This window comes from Bifidobacterium sp. WCA-178-WT-4B (assembly GCF_009696495.1).
In the GTDB taxonomy this organism is placed as follows: domain Bacteria; phylum Actinomycetota; class Actinomycetes; order Actinomycetales; family Bifidobacteriaceae; genus Bifidobacterium; species Bifidobacterium infantis.
The window spans coordinates 43,624-58,991 of sequence record NZ_VULV01000013.1; the positions used below are offsets into that span (position 1 = coordinate 43,624).

The window sequence follows — 15,368 nt, forward strand, 5'->3', positions numbered from 1 at the left end:
CGTGCCCTTTTGGGGATGCTCGAATAGGGAAGTAGGCAAGGATTTTTCATTTGGTGCCGTCCGAGCTAATTGGCTATAAACGTATCGAACGTGCCTGTAACCGATGGAGAAAACGTAAGGAAAGAATTCTCGGAACTTTGTCATCTGCCTGAACTTACCTTTAGCAGTCGGATGCCAATCAGCTGCCGTATGACGTGTCGGCCACGCAGTCATCGCAATCGTTGCTCTCCGGTGTGAGGACCGCCGCGACTTTTTAAGCGATACCAGAGACATACCGAGGCCGGAGCCACGAGACGAGTAACAGTTTGCGGTAGATCCCCATCGCTCTACTGCAGAGCATGAACCGCCTTATCAAAACGTTCGGCCATCAGATTGATGGAATGCATGTCAATGCGGCGCATCGCGGCTCGAGATAATGCCTGAGATAAGGCTGATCGTAATGTCGGCAACCAATGATCCGCATATTTACGGCTTACACCGAACAAAGACAGACTCTCATCGGACATCAATTTATCTATATCGACTTCGGTGTCACCTAATAATGACATCTGGTGTGAGTCGGGTAGCGACGGATCGAATGGTTCAGGATTCATGTCAAAAGCGGGTGCCAATTGCCAGGAATTATTCTTACGCAAATACCCGTGGTTTCGTAGATGGTCATCAGTGTTGCCGATGGCCGCGCCAAACATTGCTCTCCGCCACAGCTCTATGGTGTCTCCTCCTGCCCTACGCGTAAATTCTGCTAGATCCAACCAGTCTCCGCCGTCCCCATCTCTTGCTTCCAGCGCGGTCATTGCGGATATATAAGGTAATCGCTCCATTCGCTCAACTGATGGTGCAGACACGCGATCAAAACGGTGAGTCAATAGCACGGTCCGGCTTCTCTCCTCCGAATCCTTTATTGCAATGACGCGATGTTCGGGCACTTTGATGCCGGCCATGTTCGCGATTTCCAAGGTGACGGCTTCCCAGCCGATAACATCCCAATCATCGCCGTTCGGTTTCGGAAATTTGGCCAGCCACAGCGCATTACGATCCGACACCGAAGCTTTAGGTCGTGCGCCTCCGAGTGAGCCGGTTGCCCGATACAACCTGCGTAAGGAGACATCACTTACCTCGCGGTTCTGTTCCACCGCATCCGCAGTGTCCAATAACTCCGGCAGCTTTGACAGTACGGGTACTCCTTCATCTCCTGCCGCTGGCTTGCCATCAACAATGAATCGAATGGCACCCTGTCTTGTCAGATCGTTGACGCCGAACAAATATTCCGACTCGCTGACACGCATCCGTTTAAGACTGCGGGAAAACACCTTTCTGCCCCAACGGTCTGGGGCGGAATCCGAAAATGGACCAAGTCCAGAGAAGAAGAATGGAGCCAACGAGCGGGGCATAGATGGGAAGAGGTCGAAGGAATCGCTGCTGATTGTGTACGTCGAATCATAGCGGAACGATAGGTCGTCGCCAGTCGCATACAATGTGCCGGCAGGAGCTTCCATTCCAGGCCCTAGCGTAATCAGTACAGTTGATTCGATAGTTTTTGCCATCAGGGATTCACCTCCGAACGCGCTTCGGGAGTTGTTGGCCAGCGCGGAGACGCCCAAGATCGGTGGAATAGGGGTCGCATGCGGCTACGAGTGTGTCAGCAAGTTGCAACACGCGCGCGATGGTTAACAGCGAATCTGACCGGACAGCCTTGCCTTGCTCCAGATTTGACACTGTGGTCGGGCTGACACCAGAGCGGTGTGCTACATCCGCAACCGTCAACATCAGTAGTTTGCGCTGTTGCGAGAACTGTTCGCCTAGGATGCGTAAATCGCGTTTGGTGGTGGTGGGCACATACTTCATTGCGATACTCCGAGTGTTATAACATATAGTTTTCCATGAATAAAATCATTTATTCACTAGTATACTATTGATTATTTGCTATGCGATACCGGAATGAGGAAGGTTTAGCGTCTCGATGTTTCTGCTCATACGCAAAAGGACTTTCTGCCAACAAATAGCCAGAAAGTCCTTTGGTCTCACGTGTATATGAGGTTTACAATCCCGGAATCAAACCACCGGGTGGGTCGAGCGTGAGGTATTGCTCCTCCAGATCGATGTCGGGCACCAGTTCCTCCACGAACGGCACCAACGCGGTCTTCTCGACTACATCCTCGCCCTTGGAATTCTGGCCGGTTACCACCGGCTCGGTCAAACGAATCTTGAGCAGTGACTGAGCGGGGGAGTCGACCACATCCACCACTTTGCCGACCACTTGGCCGGCGGGCAGTCCCAGACCGTTGCCCTCGACTAGACGGGCCTCAAGGCCAATAAGATCCTTGGGATACCATTCGTCGGCTTCGAGCATATCTTCTGCGTCGTCGACCTCGCCGTAGAGTTCGACACCGTTTAGGGCCTCGGCGGCATTGCGGTCGTCGACGCCCTCAAGCTTGAGAATCCAACGATCCTTGAACGTGCGTGAGCCCTCGACGATGTACTCGGTCTCGCCATCCTGGCTGTAGAGCACGGAGTCCGGCTCGAAGCGCCACTCGGGATCATCGGTGTACAGGCGCACGGTGACTTCGCCCTTCAGGCCCTGTGCGCGGCCAATACGAGCGACCCTCAGCAGTTCGATCTGCTGAGGGTCGTCGTGCATGTCTTGCTGTGCCATGCTGTGAATCGTTCCTTATCGGTTATCGACGGACGTCCATGATGTCAACGCGGACCTTGTGGTCAGACAGTGCCTGAATCACGGTGCGAATCGCGTTGGCGGTGCGGCCGCCACGGCCGATCACACGGCCGATGTCTTCCGGGTTCACGCGTACACGAAGCAGTTCGCCGCGCGCGTTCTCATGAGACTTGACGGAAACATCGTCGGGAAAATCAACGATGTTCTTGATGAGGTGTTCCACAGCCTGTGCGAGCATAGCTAGCCTTTCGTTTCCGCTCAGGCCTCAGCCGGAGCTTCTTCGGCGGCCTCTTCAGCCGGGGCTTCCTCAGCGGCGGCAGCGGCTTCGGCTTCAGCCTTGGCCTTGGCAGCAGCTTCGGACTTGGCGGCCTTCAGCTTCTGAGCCTGGTTCTCAACGGCCGCGATGCGGGCCTCGGCGTCCGGGCCAGCCTCAACGGTCTTCAGGGTGCCTTCGGCACCTTCAAGGCCCTTGTACTTCTGCCAGTCGCCGGTGATGTTCAGCAGCTTGAAGACGGGCTCGGACGGCTGAGCGCCGACGCCGAGCCAGTACTGAGCGCGGTCAGACTTGATCTGGATGGTCGAGGGCTGGGTGTTGGGGTTGTAGGTACCGATCTCCTCGATGACCTTGCCGTCACGCTTCTTGCGGGAATCGACGACCACCACACGGTAGAAGGCGTAGAACTTCTTGCCCTGTCGCTTCAGACGAATCTTGGTTGCCAAAATGGCTCTCCTTGTAATGCTAGGTGTGCGGGTTCTCGGTTTGCCATGTGGGGCATGACCGGCCGGAATCCACGTGTCCTCGCGGCTCGGGGTGTAGAGGGCGCCACGCGCGCGCGAATAACCGTACTAGTGTAACGCGGAAGCCGGATATTGCGCATCGGTCCGGTCGTGACGCACGGAATCGCCGGACGGACGGCGTGTCGGCGGCGCGCCCGCCGTCGCCATGGCTGATAGCCTGATTGATGGCAGTGCGAGACGGGAAAGGGGGCGCTGATCGATGGGTGAGTGCGTGATCGGCCCCGGTGCCCGGGCGCGTGTGGATGCGGATGACGGATTCTTCTTCGGCATGGGGGCCTTCGAGACCATCGCGGTATCTGGTGGCGCGCCCGTGTTTCTGGACGACCATCTGACGCGCTTGGATGGGACGTTGCGGTACCTCGGCATCGAGGCGCGTCGTGCCGACTTGGAGACGATGGTTCTCCGCGCATGCGCCGGACTCGGCGCATCGGACGATTCGGCCCTCAAGCTCACGGTCACCGAGCGCAACCGCGTCGTCTCGTTGAGACGCAACCCGTATGCCGCGCCGGGGGCGAAGCGCGCCTTCCGCTGCGACTTCGCCGATGTGCGCAGGAACGAATCCTCCCCCCTCGCGCGCATGAAGACGTTGGCGTATGCCGAAAACATCATGGAGAAGCGTCGCGCCCGTGACCGCGCCGTCGACGAGCCGTTGTTCCTCAATACGCGGGGCGAGGTCGCCGAAGGGGCCGTCTCCAATATCTTCGCCGTCATCGGGGGAGACGTCGTGACGCCTCCCGTCTCCTGCGGTCTGCTGCCCGGGGTCATGCGCCATGCCGTGATCGGGTTCACGGGGGCCGTCGAACGCCCTATCATGCCCGACGAGCTGCTTCGGGCCGACGAGGTGTTCCTCACCAACTCCCTGATGGGTGCCATGCCCGTGGCCGGTATCGGCGGTGTGGAATTCGAACCGGGGAGCGTGTCGCGCGACGTGAACGACGCCTATGCCCGCATGGTGGCGCGGACGCGGGACCGGGCGCAGACGAAGGAGTTCCGGTGAGCGCGCAGGTGTTCAAGCTCAGGACGTTCCGACCGCTTGCCGACATCGTGGAGCGCGTGCGCGGCGAGGAACGCTTCGCGTTCCTGGACTCCTCGATGCCGGGGGCGCAGGGGCGCTACTCGATCCTGGGACTCTTCCCCTATCTTGTGATCGAACATGGGCGGGGCGGATGCCTCGTCGACGGCGTTGCCGTGGAGGGTGATTTCCTCGATGTCGTGAAGAAGCGGCTTGGACCCTGCGATGGCGCGCGCGATCCGCGTCTGCCCCTCACGGGAGGCGCGATCGGGTATCTGGGATACGATTTCGGCCGCGAATCGTGCGGCGTGCCGACCAGGCACGATCCCGTCGCGGCCACACCGGAGGCGAGCATGGTCTTCTACGACCTGCTACTCATCGAGGACGTCCGGTCGCGGTCGTTGTTCTGTTGCTGCCAGGGGCGGACGATGACGGCCGCCCACGCCCTGACATGGGCGCAGGACCTGGTGGATTCATGCCCGCCCGCCCCTCATCCCGCGCGCCGACGTTCGCTCGCCCCATGCTCCTCCGATTTCACGCGGGCCGGGTACGGCGACGCCCTGGCCCGTCTCGTCGATCATCTGCGCGCCGGCGACGCCTACGTCGTCAACATGGCGCAGCGCCTGCGCCTGGAGACGTCCGGGAGCCCCTATGCCATCTACCGTTATCTGCGCACCCACAACCCGGCCCCGTTTTCCGCCTATCTGCGCGCACCGGGTCTCGACGTGTGCTGTTCGAGCATGGAACGGTTCATGGAGATTCGCTCGGGGCATGTGGTGACGCGGCCCATCAAGGGGACCCGGCCGCGCGGCGGCACGCCGGACGAGGATCGGGCGAACCGCGAGGAACTCGCCCGCAGCGAGAAGGACCACAGCGAACTGCTGATGGTCGTGGACCTCGAACGCAACGACCTGTCGATCGTCTGCGAACCGGGTTCCGTCGGCACGGACCCCGACTTCGCCATCGAGACGTATCCTTCCGTATTCCATCTCGTCGCGACCGTCGAGGGGACGCTGCGCAAGGATCGTTGCGCCGTGGACGCGGTTCGCGCCGCGTTTCCCACCGGTTCGATCACCGGCGCCCCGAAGGTTCGCGCCATGCAGATCATCGACGAGCTCGAACGCGCGCCCCGGGGATTGTACACGGGCAGCATCGGGTATTTCTCCGATACGGGCGATTGCGATTTCAACGTGGTGATCCGCACCATCGTGCGTGAAGGAGGCGAGACGTCGCTCGGCGTGGGCGGAGGCGTCACCGTGGAATCCGATTTCGACTTCGAGTACGACGAGACGATGCAGAAGGCCCGGGCGCTGCGTGAGGCCGCTTCCGTTGACAGGGGGAGCGTCGGCGAGTACAATCGTGGGCAAAACGAATAACTATCTTCAGGGCAGGGTGCGATTCCCTACCGGTGGTACAGCCCACGAGCCGCAAGGCATGATTTGGTGAGATTCCAAAGCCGACAGTACAGTCTGGATGAGAGAAGATGAAAGTACGTTCATGCTTCGTCGTACGCCCTGAAATGATGCCATATCATTTCAGGGCGTTTTCGTGTTCGCATGAACCTTCTTTTGTATGCCTTGGATAGCGTATGGGCGCAACATGCTTGGAGGCGTACATGGACGATGCGCAGTACATGGGACTCGCGATCGAGCTGGCGAAGCGAGGGGCCGGATACGTGAACCCCAATCCCATGGTCGGCGCGGTGATCGTCAAGGACGATCGGATCATCGGGCAGGGGTATCACGAGGAGTTCGGCGGATTGCACGCCGAGAGGAACGCGTTGCGGCATTGCACGCAGTCACCCGCCGGGGCGACGTTGTACGTCACGCTTGAGCCGTGCTGCCATTACGGCAAAACGCCGCCATGCACGGAGGCGATCGTGGAAAGCGGCATCGCAAGGGTCGTCGTCGGAACCTTGGACTGCAATCCCGTGGTGTCCGGCAAGGGCGTGCGCATGCTCGAGGACCACGGCATACGGGTCGATGTGGGGGTGCTGGCCGACGAGTGCCGGCATCTGATACGGGTGTTCAGCAAATACATCACCACGCATACGCCGTATGTCATCATGAAATACGCCATGACGATGGACGGGAAGATAGCGACCCATACCAATCAATCACGGTGGATCAGCGGCGAGGAGTCGAGGCGTCGGGTCCATCAGCTCCGTCGATCCGTCGCGGCGGTCATGGTGGGGGTAAACACGGTGATCGAGGACGACCCGTTGCTGACATGCCGCATGGCACACGGAAGGAACCCGGTTCGCGTCGTCTGCGATACGCGATTGAGGACGCCCCTCACCTCGCGGATCGTGCAGACGGCGAATGACGTCAGGACCTATATCGCCACCGCCTGCGATGACGAACGCAAGGCGGAGGACTACCGGCGGCACGGCTGCGAAATACTCGCCGTCGGAAGGAAGGGCGACCACGTCGATCTGGCGGACGTGGTGCGGCGCCTGGGGGATATGCAGATGGACAGCGTGCTGCTGGAAGGCGGGAGCGCGATGAATTGGAGCGCCCTCGAACAGCGGATCGTCGATGAGGCGCACGTGTACATCGCGCCGAAGATATTCGGCGGCACCGCGAAAAGCCCGGTGGGCGGCCAAGGGGTCGCCCTGCCTTCCGACGCCGTCATGCTCCGGCCCCGCACCTGCTCCCGAGTGGGAGAGGATTATCTGGTGGAAAGCGAGGTGGTGTATTCATGTTCACGGGAATAGTGGAGGAAGTCGGAACGGTGGCGGACATACGGAGGAGCGCCGCCAACTGCACGCTGTCGGTCGACGCCACGAACGTGATGGAAGACCTCCATATCGGCGACAGCATGGCGGTGAACGGCATCTGTCTGACGGTCGTCGATTTCGACCGGCGACGCTTCACCGTCGACGTGATGAATGAGACGTGGCGCAGAACCTCGCTTGGCGTATTGCGCCACGGGAGCGGCGTCAACCTGGAACGGGCCCTGCCGGTGAACGGAAGGTTCGGTGGCCATATCGTCACCGGGCACATCGACGGCACGGGCAGCATATCTTCCGTGCGGCGCGAAGGCAATGCCGTGTGGTACCGGATCGCGGCGCGGAACGAGATACTCGAAGGCATCGTCGAGAAAGGCTCAATCGCCGTCGACGGCATCAGCCTGACGGTCGCGGAGGTCACGGAAAGGGACTTCTCGGTATCGATCATCCCGCACACCTTGGCGCAGACGGTGCTGGGCGAGAAACGGGTCGGCGGCGTGGTCAATCTCGAAAACGACGTATTGGGAAAATACGTGCGGAACATGATGACGACCCGGACGGGACTGACGCAGGATCTGCTGTCCCGGTGCGGGTTCTGAGAAAGGATGCATGAATCATGAACCATCAGTCGGTGCAAGCGGCGTTGCAGGCGCTGCGGGAAGGAAAACTCGTTCTGGTCATCGATGACGAGGACCGGGAGAACGAGGGGGATCTCATCTGTGCCGCGCAGTCGGCCACCACATGGAACGTCAATTTCATGGCAACCCACGCCAAGGGATTGATCTGCATGCCCATGAGCGGGCAACTGGCCCACAAGCTGATGCTTCCGCCCATGGTCGAGCACAACACCGATAACCATGAAACCGCTTTTACGGTGTCCATCGATTACCGTGGCACCACGACCGGCATCTCCGCCGAAGAGCGGGGATTGACGGCTCGCATGTGCGTCTCCGATGACGTGGAACCCCTCGATTTCCGCAGACCGGGACATATGTTCCCCCTGGTGGCGAAGAAGGGCGGCGTCCTGGAACGGAACGGGCACACGGAGGCGACCGTCGACCTCATGCGGTTGGCGGGATTGCGCGAATGCGGCCTGTGCTGCGAGATCATGGACGACGATGGCCGGATGATGAGGACCCCCGACCTGACCCGGTTCGCCCAGGAGCATCAGATCCCGCTCCTGACCATCAAGGAACTGCAGGAATACAGGAAAGCGCACGATACGCTCGTCGAATGCGTCTCGACCGTGGCGATGCCCACGCGATACGGGGAATTCACGGCGCACTGCTATGTGAACAGGTTGAACGGCGAGCATCATGTCGCGCTGGTCATGGGGGATCTGGGCGATGGGACCGATGTGTTGTGCCGGGTGCATTCGGAATGTCTGACCGGTGACGTCTTCGGCTCGCTGCGTTGCGATTGCGGTCAGCAGTTGGACACGGCGATGAGGATGATCGCGGAGCATGGTTCGGGCGTGCTGCTGTACATGCGCCAGGAAGGGCGGGGCATCGGTCTGGTCAACAAGCTGAAGGCCTACCGTCTGCAGGACGAGGGCATGGACACGCTCGACGCCAATCTCGCGTTGGGATTCCCCGGTGACGCGAGGGAGTACTACATCGGAGCGCAGATTCTCAGGGATCTGGGGATACGGTCTATGCTCCTGCTGACCAACAATCCCGACAAAGTGTATCAATTGGAAGACTATGGAATGGAGATCCGCGACAGAATACCAATCGAAATCGAAGCCAATGCTTACGACAGTTTCTATCTCAAAACCAAGAAAAACCGCATGGGACATATCCTGAACATGGAGGAGGAATAAATGCACACGTTCGAAGGCGATCTGGTAGCCGAAAACATCACGATAGGCATCGTTGTGGCGAGGTTCAACGAGTTCATCACCTCAAAACTGCTGGCAGGGGCGCTGGACACCCTGAAAAGGGAGAATGTCCGCGAACAGGACATAGCGGTGGCCTGGGTGCCGGGCGCCTTTGAGATACCCCTGATCGCGTCGAGGATGGCCAAGAGCAAGCGCTACGATGCGATCATCTGCCTGGGTGCGGTCATTCGGGGCAGCACCAGCCACTACGATTACGTGTGCAATGAGGTCTCGAAGGGAATCGCGCAGACCAGCCTCGACACCGGTGTGCCGGTGCTGTTCGGCGTGCTGACGACGGATTCCATCGAACAGGCGATCGAACGGGCCGGCACCAAAGCGGGGAACAAGGGTTCCGAGTGCGCGCAGGGCGCGATCGAAATGGTGAATCTGATCCGCTCCATGGACCTCTGACGGCGAACCACCCGGCTGCGGGCGGGGGTCTTCCAGACGTTCCCGCCCGCTTCGCGCCACACGGCCAAGGCCCGATCGATCGCCGCGCCCGCTACCGCAGGGTGAGCGTTGCGGCCAAAGCCAGATGGTCGGTGTCCGGCACTTCGAAGGACGTCACACCGGACGGCCTGAGCCCTTGGGTGAACAGGATATGGTCCAGTTCGATGCGCGGCCACTTGAGCCAGCGCGGGAAGGTGAGATTCGGGCCGGCGGCTTGAATCAGACTTGCGTCCTTGAATCCGGACTTGAGCAACGCGCGGAAGCTCGGGTGGTCGGTGCTCGAGTTGAGATCGCCCATAACGACGATGATATTGCGATTGCTGACGGATTTTGCACGGGCGAGTTCTCGCAGACCCAGAATGCCGGCCGACCAATCCGCGCAGCCGCGCATCGGCGATTTCGGGTGAGCCGAACAAAGCGTCACTGTGCGGTTACCGGAGGTTTTGAGGGTGATGGCGGGAACGTCGGCGGCAGGGATGGAGACCACGTTGGGCACCGCTGCGCTCGGCTCGTAGCGGGAATAGATCACGTTGAATCCACCGTTATCGGTCTCTTTGGCCTCTCCGAACTGATGGGAGGGGAGGAGTTCGTTGATGTCGGCTTCGGTAAGACGTGTGATGAGGTCGTCGGTGACTTCCTGCAAGGCCAATACGCTGATATTGCGTTCGCGAATATTGCGAATGATTTCAGCGGCGTCGGCGCGTCCGTATCGACAATTCATCGTCATAACCGAGAACTGGGGCGAGAGTGTTTCACGCGTTGTTTCACGGTGCCCGTCGGAGATTGTTTCGGGTCCTTCCTTCGGAGTGTTTGAGGTACCCGATGTATTGCTGTTATGGCTTTTTGACAGCGTCGGCGAAGTTGTTTCACGGGCTGTTTCACGGTGGGATTCTCTGCGTTTGCCGGCTGGGTCGATTGACGTACCCCAGTAGCTGATGCGCTGTGAGCTGGCAATCAGCGCGACCATAATAAGCAACGACATCGCAGTCCATTCATGTTGCCATGCGGCGACCGCGGCCAGAATCATCAAAGGAACCCACAACAGCGGAGTCAGGGCAATCATATACGGAAGCGGCATGCGGGCCTCGAGACCGGCGGGCAGCGCGCTTAAGGCCGTCCATAACAGTGCGATGATTGCCACCGCGCCGAGGATTGTCGTCATGGAAGTTCCTTTCGAAATACAAATTGAACCGAGATATAACTTGGCTCCCCTCTGCGAGGGGAGCCAAGTTGTGAAATCAGCGACCGAACAGTCCGCCAAGGCCTCCGCCGAGGTTCGGCGGCAGTTCAGTGCCACCGTCGACGTTGCCCATCATCTGCTCAAGGCCGGCGGGCAGGGCCGGGTTCTGTGGCTTCTTGGCGAAGGCGGAACCGCCGGTCGAACCGGAGGACTTGCCGGCCAGCTTGTCGCGCAATGCCTTTTCCTCGGCCTCGCGCTTCATCGGATTGCCGGACTTGCCGCCCTTCTTCTTGTTCTTGCCCTTCTTCTTGCCGCCGCCCATAGCCGGGCCGCCGAAGCCGGGGATGCCGCCGCCCATGCCGCCACGATTGGACATGCGCTTCATCATCTTTGCGGCCTGCTCGAAACGCTGCAGCAAAGCGTTCACCTGAGAAACCGTCACGCCGGAACCATAGGCGATACGGGCGCGGCGGGAACCATTGATGATCGACGGATCGCGGCGCTCGGCCGGGGTCATCGAGCGAATAATCGCCTCGGTGCGGTCGATCTCCCGTTCGTCGAACTGCTCGAGTTCCTTGCGGTGCTGGGCCATGCCCGGAATCATGCCGAGCAGCGACTTCATCGAGCCCAGCTTGCGCACCTGCTGCAGCTGATCGAGGAAGTCGTCCAGGCCGAAGGAGCCATCGGAGATCTTCGCGGCGGCCTTGCGGGCCTCCTCCTCGTCGAACTGCTTCTGCGCCTGCTCGATGAGCGTCATGATGTCGCCCATGTCGAGGATGCGCGAGGCCATGCGGTCCGGGTGGAAGACCTCGAAATCCTTCAGGCCCTCACCATTGGAGGCGAACAGGATCGGCTTGCCGGTCACGGACGCCACGGACAGCGCGGCACCACCGCGGGCGTCGCCATCGAGCTTGGAGAGCACCACGCCGGTGAAGTCCACGCCCTCGTCAAAGGCCTTGGCGGTCTTGACGGCGTCCTGGCCGATCATCGCGTCGATGACGAACAGGATTTCGTTGGGCTGCACGGCATCGCGGATGTCGCGGGCCTGCTTCATCAGCTCCTCGTCCACGCCCAGACGACCGGCGGTATCGATGATCACCGTGTCGTAGAGCTTCTGCTTGGCGAGTTCGATGGAATCGCGGGCCACCTTCACCGGGTCGCCGGAGGTCTGGCCCGGAGCTGCGACGGCCTCGCCGCCATCGGATTGGACGCCCTTTTCGGGAGCATAGACGGGCACGCCGGCGCGTTCGCCGACCACCTGCAGCTGCGTCACCGCGTTCGGACGCTGCAAATCGGCCGCCACCAGCAGCGGCGTGTGGCCGGAATCCTTGAGCCAGTAGCCGAGCTTGCCGGCCAGCGTGGTCTTACCGGCACCCTGAAGGCCGGCGAGCATGATGATCGTCGGCGGGTTCTTTGCGAAGTTCAGCGGACGATCGACCCCTTGGCCGAGCACGTCGGTGAGCTCCTCGTTGACGATCTTCACCACCTGCTGGGCGGGGTTGAGCGCGTCGGACACCTCGGTGCCCAGTGCACGCTCACGCACCTTGCCGGTGAAGGAACGCACCACGTCGAGCGCCACGTCGGCGTCGAGCAGCGCGCGGCGGATTTCACGGATCGTACCGTCGATATCCGCCTCGGAAAGCTTGCCCTTGCTCTTGAGATGCTTGAACGCATTCGAGAGTCTGTCTGTCAAAGATGAAAAAGCTGCCATAATGGGCAACAGTCTAGCCGCCACGCGGGAAATTGCGGTGTTGGGGACGACGCTTTCCGGGGAATGTGTCGCGTAGTAGTCAGGGATGTTGGGCATTCAGACGGCAAATGCCGTGCCGTCCGCTCGTGGCGAAGCCAATCGAGTGCTTCCGATACCATGGAAACCGTAAAGAATCCTGTGTTTTTTGGAATGCTTACGCTGTTTTGAAAATCGCTGGACACCGCTTATACGCAGACTGCCGTGCGCTCCGAACCATGACGTTCGGGCCAACGCAGACATGCCGTGCAATAAGGAAGGCCCACTGATGCCCACCCAAAAACTACTCGAACGCAAAGCCCTGATCGTTGGCATCGTCATCAACGTGCTGCAGGTCTTAGCCGGCGTGGCCGTGTTCTTCATGACCGGCCTCAAGGCCATGTTCCTCGACTTCTCCTTCACCGCGATTTCCGTCCTGTCCGGAATGGTGGCGGTGTACCTCTCGTCGCGCACGGTGCGAACCACCGAGCGCTTCCCCAATGGCATGTTCGCACTGGAACCCATCTACGCGATCTGCAAGGCCATTTTCACCATGTCGTTGTTGGTGTATTCGCTGATTGACGTGTGCCGAGTAGCGTACGACTACTTCGTGTTCGGGTCCGGCGAACGCATTGAAACCGGCCCGGTGGTCATCTACGAGATCCTGACCGTAATCGTGTGCTTCAGCCTATACATGTATTACCGGCGCTCCAACCGCTCCATCGGCGATTCCAGCACCATGCTCACCGCCGAGTGCAAGAGCACGTTGGTCGACGGATCGATGTCGTTCGGCATCGGCGTGGTTGCCATCTTCCTGATGCTGCTACCGGCCGGCGGTCCGCTTGACTTCCTGCACTACACCGGCGATTTCTTCATCACCGTGGCTTTGGTGGCATTGACCATCAAGGAACCGTTCAGCGTGCTCAAAGAGGCGTTCGTGGAATTGGTCGGCGGCGTGCATGACGACGATGAAACCAACGCCTACGTGGAGGCCGAGGCACAGCGCCATCTGCCTGCCAACACCGACTACGAGCAGACGCTGATCTTCAAGACCGGTATGAACTACACCGTTGACGTGTATCTGAGCGGCATCGGCGAAACCATTGATGTAGCTGACCTCATCGAATGCAAGCGCTCGCTGGAGAAGGAGCTCATCAAGCGCCTGCATATCGTGGACGTGGACTTCGTGTTTGACTGATTGAGGGGTTTGAAGCGGCTACTTCAGGCTCCAAGTGGAACCCTGCGGGCCGTCTTCGATGGCGATGCCGGCCTCGGTCAGGGCGTCGCGAATCTGGTCGGCCTTGGCGAAGTCCTTGGCCTTGCGGGCCTCGGCGCGGGCGTTGAGCTGCTCGGCGATCAGTGCCTCCAGCGCCGCATGTTCGGGCGACTCGGCCGTGCCATCAGCGGCACCGCCGGCACCGCCGGCAACGCCGGCGGACACCCACGGTTCGGCCAGCGGGTCGAGACCCAAGGTGTCGAGCATGGCACGCACGGCGAGCAGCGCCTCACGCACCTCGGCCTTGGCGGTTTCAGAATCGGCGCGGTCAGCCAGCTGTGAAAGCAACGTGTTGCCGGAACGGATGGCAGTGAAGATCGCGGCGGTGGCTCCGGACACGTTGACATCGTCATTCATGGCAGCCACGAAATCGGCGGGCAGGTCGTCGGCGGGCACTGCGGTGATTTCATCGCGGTTCGGCTTGAGATCGCCCAACGCAACGCCGGCTCGTTCGATGAAGTTCGAGACGCGGTCGTATGCAGCCTGCGCCTCGACCAACGCCTGATCGGACCATTCGAGCATCGACCGGTACTGCACGGAGCCCAAAGCGTAACGCACCACCCAAGCGGAATGCTCGGCCAGCACGCTCGGCACGGACAGGCCGGTGCCCAGCGACTTCGACATCTTCTCGCCCTTGGCGGTCACCCATGCTGAATGCATCCAGCGCGCAGCAGAGGGGAAGCCGGCCGCACGGGTCTGCGCCATCTCGTTTTCGTGGTGGGGGAAGCGCAGATCCAAACCGCCGCCGTGAATGTCGAAGCCATCGCCCAGGTAACGGTGGGACATGGCGGAGCATTCGATGTGCCAGCCAGGGCGACCCACGCCGAACGGCGTCGCCCAGCGGGCGTCCTCGGGGTCGGTGCTCTTGGGCGCCTTCCACAGGGCGAAGTCACGTGGATCATGCTTGTCGGGGGAGGCGTCGGCCGGGTCGACCGGATTGTACTTGTCGGCACCGGTGGCGTCCACGGACGGGCCCATGCGGTCGGCCACGGCAGCGGCCTCATCGACTTCGGAGGTCTGCTTCTGGTGGGTGAGTTCGCCGTAATGCGGCCAGGATGCCACATCGAAGTACACGTTGCCGGTGGGCTTGCCGTCCGCATCCGTGACCACATAGCCGTGGCCGTTGTCGAGAATGCGCTGAATCAGGTCGATCATGTCCGACATGTGGCCGGTGGCGCGAGGTTCCACGGTGGGCGGCAGCACGCCGAGCGTGTTGTACGCCTCGGTGAATTCGCGCTCGTAGTAATAGGCGCGGGCCCACCAACGCTGGCCGGCGGCCGCGGCCTTATCGAGGATCTTGTCGTCGATATCGGTCACATTACGCACAAAAGTGACTTTGTAGCCGAGCTTCAAAAACCAGCGGCGCACGATGTCGAATGCCACGGCGGCACGGATATGGCCGATATGCGGTGACGACTGCACGGTGGCGCCACACACATAAATGCCGACTTCGCCCGGCTTGAGCGGCACGAAATGGCTGACCTGGTGCGAGGCGGTGTCATACAGATTCAGGCCTTCTGCGGCCTTGGCGACATGTACCGGCGTCAGGCTTGAAGGCATGACGGAAATGTTGAAATCCTGCGGTTCTTGGCTGTTTCCCATAACGCTCAAGCGTAGGGTCCGAACCAGACATGCTGAATCGTTA

At 60.6% G+C, this 15,368-nt stretch carries 15 protein-coding genes and 1 riboswitch; of the genes, 7 read left to right on the forward strand and 8 right to left on the reverse strand.

What is annotated here, in order from left to right:
- Positions 1–326 precede the first annotated feature (326 nt).
- The 5 genes from FYJ31_RS09330 to rpsP form a co-directional block, all read right to left on the reverse strand.
- Positions 327–1,544: a type II toxin-antitoxin system HipA family toxin gene (locus FYJ31_RS09330; RefSeq protein ID WP_154536545.1), complete on the reverse strand. Its 1,218-nt coding sequence runs from the start codon at positions 1,542–1,544 to the stop codon at positions 327–329.
- 7 nt (positions 1,545–1,551) lie between these two features.
- Positions 1,552–1,845: a helix-turn-helix domain-containing protein gene (locus tag FYJ31_RS09335; RefSeq protein WP_012576804.1), complete on the reverse strand. Its 294-nt coding sequence runs from the start codon at positions 1,843–1,845 to the stop codon at positions 1,552–1,554.
- A gap of 193 nt (positions 1,846–2,038) precedes the next feature.
- A complete protein-coding gene (rimM, locus tag FYJ31_RS09340; RefSeq protein WP_154536546.1) occupies positions 2,039–2,653 on the reverse strand; it encodes a ribosome maturation factor RimM in 615 nt (204 codons plus the stop codon).
- Positions 2,654–2,675: 22 nt separating this feature from the next.
- Complete coding sequence (locus FYJ31_RS09345) at positions 2,676–2,909, reverse strand: RNA-binding protein (RefSeq protein ID WP_007051427.1); 234 nt, start codon at positions 2,907–2,909, stop codon at positions 2,676–2,678.
- Positions 2,910–2,929: 20 nt separating this feature from the next.
- Positions 2,930–3,391 carry a 30S ribosomal protein S16 gene (gene rpsP, locus FYJ31_RS09350; RefSeq protein ID WP_032744621.1) on the reverse strand — a complete coding sequence of 154 codons (462 nt, stop codon included), beginning with the start codon at positions 3,389–3,391 and terminating at the stop codon, positions 2,930–2,932.
- Positions 3,392–3,668: 277 nt separating this feature from the next.
- On the opposite strand from rpsP, the gene FYJ31_RS09355 reads away from it, so the two are divergent.
- From FYJ31_RS09355 to ribH, 6 genes are all read left to right on the forward strand, one after another.
- Positions 3,669–4,466, forward strand: coding sequence for an aminotransferase class IV (locus FYJ31_RS09355; protein ID WP_154536547.1), 798 nt, complete (start codon positions 3,669–3,671; stop codon positions 4,464–4,466).
- The gene (gene pabB / locus FYJ31_RS09360) at positions 4,463–5,857 is read left to right on the forward strand and encodes an aminodeoxychorismate synthase component I (protein ID WP_326831202.1); all 1,395 of its coding nucleotides are present in this window, start codon (positions 4,463–4,465) and stop codon (positions 5,855–5,857) included. The genes FYJ31_RS09355 and pabB overlap by 4 nt, the downstream gene beginning before the upstream one ends.
- Positions 5,856–5,970, forward strand: a riboswitch (FMN riboswitch). (Overlaps the previous gene by 2 nt.)
- A gap of 99 nt (positions 5,971–6,069) precedes the next feature.
- Entirely contained in the window at positions 6,070–7,197 is a 1,128-nt protein-coding gene (gene ribD, locus FYJ31_RS09365; RefSeq protein WP_229774033.1) for a bifunctional diaminohydroxyphosphoribosylaminopyrimidine deaminase/5-amino-6-(5-phosphoribosylamino)uracil reductase RibD, read from the forward strand.
- Positions 7,182–7,811 carry a riboflavin synthase gene (locus FYJ31_RS09370; RefSeq protein ID WP_012576810.1) on the forward strand — a complete coding sequence of 210 codons (630 nt, stop codon included), beginning with the start codon at positions 7,182–7,184 and terminating at the stop codon, positions 7,809–7,811. The genes ribD and FYJ31_RS09370 overlap by 16 nt, the downstream gene beginning before the upstream one ends.
- Before the next feature lie 17 nt (positions 7,812–7,828).
- Complete coding sequence (locus FYJ31_RS09375) at positions 7,829–9,034, forward strand: bifunctional 3,4-dihydroxy-2-butanone-4-phosphate synthase/GTP cyclohydrolase II (protein ID WP_154536548.1); 1,206 nt, start codon at positions 7,829–7,831, stop codon at positions 9,032–9,034.
- Entirely contained in the window at positions 9,035–9,502 is a 468-nt protein-coding gene (gene ribH, locus FYJ31_RS09380) for a 6,7-dimethyl-8-ribityllumazine synthase (RefSeq protein WP_012576812.1), read from the forward strand. It abuts the gene before it with no gap.
- 91 nt (positions 9,503–9,593) lie between these two features.
- Here ribH and FYJ31_RS09385 read toward each other — a convergent pair whose 3' ends face one another.
- Both FYJ31_RS09385 and ffh read right to left on the reverse strand, forming a co-directional pair.
- The gene (locus tag FYJ31_RS09385; protein WP_154536549.1) at positions 9,594–10,703 is read right to left on the reverse strand and encodes an endonuclease/exonuclease/phosphatase family protein; all 1,110 of its coding nucleotides are present in this window, start codon (positions 10,701–10,703) and stop codon (positions 9,594–9,596) included.
- Between the two features lie 76 nt (positions 10,704–10,779).
- Positions 10,780–12,432, reverse strand: a complete 1,653-nt coding sequence (gene ffh / locus FYJ31_RS09390; RefSeq protein ID WP_195839489.1) for a signal recognition particle protein — start codon at positions 12,430–12,432, stop codon at positions 10,780–10,782.
- 304 nt (positions 12,433–12,736) lie between these two features.
- Here ffh and FYJ31_RS09395 point away from each other — a divergent pair, with 304 nt between their 5' ends.
- Positions 12,737–13,645: a cation transporter gene (locus FYJ31_RS09395; RefSeq protein ID WP_032744627.1), complete on the forward strand. Its 909-nt coding sequence runs from the start codon at positions 12,737–12,739 to the stop codon at positions 13,643–13,645.
- Between the two features lie 18 nt (positions 13,646–13,663).
- On the opposite strand, the gene cysS is transcribed toward FYJ31_RS09395, so the two are convergent.
- Positions 13,664–15,325 (reverse strand): cysteine--tRNA ligase, encoded by a 1,662-nt coding sequence (gene cysS / locus FYJ31_RS09400; protein WP_154536551.1) that lies wholly within the window; start codon positions 15,323–15,325, stop codon positions 13,664–13,666.
- Positions 15,326–15,368 lie beyond the last annotated feature (43 nt).